Origin of the sequence: Micromonospora solifontis, from assembly GCF_003725545.1 — a bacterium.
GTDB lineage: Bacteria > Actinomycetota > Actinomycetes > Mycobacteriales > Micromonosporaceae > Micromonospora > Micromonospora solifontis.
In genome coordinates this window covers 1-2,795 of sequence record NZ_RJLN01000179.1, presented here as the reverse complement: position 1 = coordinate 2,795, position 2,795 = coordinate 1, and the positions used below count along the sequence as shown (strand labels likewise).

Here is a 2,795-nt window from a genome sequence, read left to right as displayed (position 1 = left end):
CGCCGCCCGCCCGACGGGCCGCCCGCCCGTCCGGCGTTGATCGACTCGGGTTGCCGCACGTCGGGGCGTCCGGCATCCGGGAGGGCGCGAGATGCGGCAAGGCGAGTCGACGGGCCTCGCGTCCCGATGACTGGGACGGGGCGTGAGGCCGTTTCGGCGGGCCGGAGGGTGATCGCCGTCATTTCTTGCGCAAGGAATGCTTGACTCTTGCAGCGCTCGGGCGGCATTCTGCTCAGACGCCCCGCGCCCGGCACGCCCTCGCGCAGGGTGCCGCAGTCCCTTGCCAGAGAACGGGGATCGTCACCGATGACCGCCGCCACCGACCCGACGCCGCCGACCTCCGACCAGGACTGGTGGCGATCCGCGGTCGTCTACCAGGTGTACGTCCGCAGCTTCGCCGACGCGAACTCCGACGGCGTCGGTGACCTCGAGGGCATCCGGCAGCGCCTGCCGTACCTGCGGGAGCTGGGCGTGGACGCGCTCTGGCTGACCCCCTTCTACACCTCGCCCCAGATCGACGCCGGCTACGACGTGGCCGACTACCGGGACGTGGACCCGCTCTTCGGCACGCTCACCGACTTCGACGCGATGATCACCGACGCGCACGCGCTGGGCCTGCGGATCATCGTCGACCTCGTCCCCAACCACACCTCCAGCGCTCACCCGTGGTTCCAGGCGGCACTGGCCGCCGGCCCGGGCTCCCCCGAGCGCGAGCGCTACCTGTTCGCCGCCGGCAAGGGCGAGCAGGGCGAGCTGCCCCCGAACGACTGGGAGAGCATCTTCGGCGGCCCCGCCTGGACCCGGGTCGACGACGGCCAGTGGTACCTGCACCTGTTCGACCCGGCTCAGCCCGACCTGAACTGGCGCCACCCCGAGGTACGCGCCGAGTTCCTCGACATCCTGCGGTTCTGGCTGGACCGGGGGGTCGACGGCTTCCGGATCGACGTGGCGCACGGAATGATCAAGGCCGAGGGGCTGCCGGACGTCGGCTTCAACTCGATGACCACCGGCCAGCGCCAGTCCGAGCTGCTCGGCAAGGGCAAGCTGCCGTACTTTGACCAGGACGAGGTGCACGACATCTATCGCACCTGGCGGCCGATCCTGGACAGCTACCCCGGTGGCCGGATGGCGGTGGCCGAGGCCTGGGCGGAGACCCCGCAGCGGCTGGCCCGTTACATCGGCCCGGACGAGCTGCACCAGGCGTTCAGCTTCGACTTCCTCGACGCCACCTGGTCGGCCGACTCGTTCCGCAAGGTGATCGACACCGCCCTCGCCGAGTCGACCATCGTCGGCGCCCCGACCACCTGGGTGCTCTCCAACCACGACCGGCAGCGGCACGTCACCCGCTACGGCGACGGAGAGGTCGGGCTGCGCCGGGCCCGGGCCGCCGCCCTGCTGATGCTCTCCCTGCCCGGCTGCGCGTACGTCTACCAGGGCGAGGAGCTGGGCCTGCCGGAGGTGCTGGACCTCCCCGACGAGCTGCGCCAGGACCCGGCGTTCCTGCGTACCGGCGAGAGCCGGGACGGCTGCCGGGTGCCGATCCCGTGGAGCGGCGAGCTGGCCCCGTACGGCTTCAGCCCGGAGGGCAGCGAGCTGAGCTGGCTGCCGGCCCCGGCGACCTGGCGTGCCCTCTCGGTGGCCGCCCAGACCGGCGTGCCCGGCTCGACGCTGGAGCTCTACCGGACCGCGCTGCGGATCCGGCACGAGCACCCGGCGCTGGCCGGCACCGACGGCATCACCTGGCTGGAGACCGAGCCGGGGGTGCTGGCGTTCCGCCGCACCGCCGGCGACGCGGAGCTGACCTGTGTGGTCAACATCAGCGGCGCACCGACGACGGTCCGTGGCTACGGCCGGCCGATCGTCGCCAGCGCCGACCTCACCGAGCAGGGCGACGGGCACGTCCTGCCGGTGGACGCGGCTGCGTGGTTCGAACGGCGATGAGCCGGGTAACCCGCCATTGACCTGGTCGTCCGTTGTGCTCCGCGCCGACGGGCGGCTGGGCTACCGACCCCTTGTGGTGGGGGGTGAGGTGGTGCCGGCCCCTCGGGAAGTCGACTTCCCGAGGGGCCGGTGTCCATCGGGGACGTCCGTCAGGCGCCCCTGCTGGTGAGCAGCTGGGCGATCCGGGCGAGGCCGGCGCGTACCTCGTCGCGGGTCGGCGCGGTCGCCGGTGTCGGCTCCGGCTCCCGCTCGGCGGCGAGTTCCAGCTCCTCGTCGATGACGTCCTCGAAGTCGCCGTAGAGGTCCGCCTGGTCGGTCCGGGCCGCCTCGTCCTCGGCCGCGATCTGCGCGGCGGCGATCTCGCTGCGGATCTCCTCCGGCGTCAGCGCCGGCAGCAGCGGCTCCACCACCGCCATCAGCTGCTCCTCGGCGACCACCGCCTCGGCCAGGGCGAGCGCGTGCGGCCGCTCGTACGGGCCGCAGACCACCGGCTCCCACTCGTCGGCGTCGCCGAGCGGGCCGAAGGTGATGATCCACGGCAGGCCGAGCATCGGGGAGTCGTCCGGCAGGTCAAGTGTCACGAGTGCGCCCACCGGCCCATCATGGTCGCTACCCGGCCGAACGGGGGTCGCATTCACCCCAACTGCCGCCTCCCCAGATGTCGCCCTCACGACACCCCCTCACCTGACCACGCCCGCCCGCCCACTCGCCCACTCGCCCACTCGCCCCAAGATCCGCACTCTTTTACGGAAAGAGTGGCCTCGGGCCACCGGATAACCACTGTTTCCATGAAAGAGCGCGCACACGGGCGCGGGCACGCGGCGCACGGGGGCGCGAGCGCACGGGGGCGCGGG

At 72.6% G+C, this 2,795-nt stretch carries 2 protein-coding genes; one reads left to right on the top strand and one right to left on the bottom strand.

Going from position 1 to position 2,795, the window contains the following annotated elements; genetic code table 11:
- The first annotated feature begins 306 nt into the window (after positions 1-306).
- The gene (locus EFE23_RS27710) at positions 307-1,941 is read left to right on the top strand and encodes a glycoside hydrolase family 13 protein (protein ID WP_123243807.1); all 1,635 of its coding nucleotides are present in this window, start codon (positions 307-309) and stop codon (positions 1,939-1,941) included.
- Between the two features lie 149 nt (positions 1,942-2,090).
- On the opposite strand, the gene EFE23_RS27705 is transcribed toward EFE23_RS27710, so the two are convergent.
- A complete protein-coding gene (locus EFE23_RS27705) occupies positions 2,091-2,534 on the bottom strand; it encodes a hypothetical protein (protein ID WP_123243806.1) in 444 nt (147 codons plus the stop codon).
- Between the last annotated feature and the right edge of the window lie 261 nt (positions 2,535-2,795).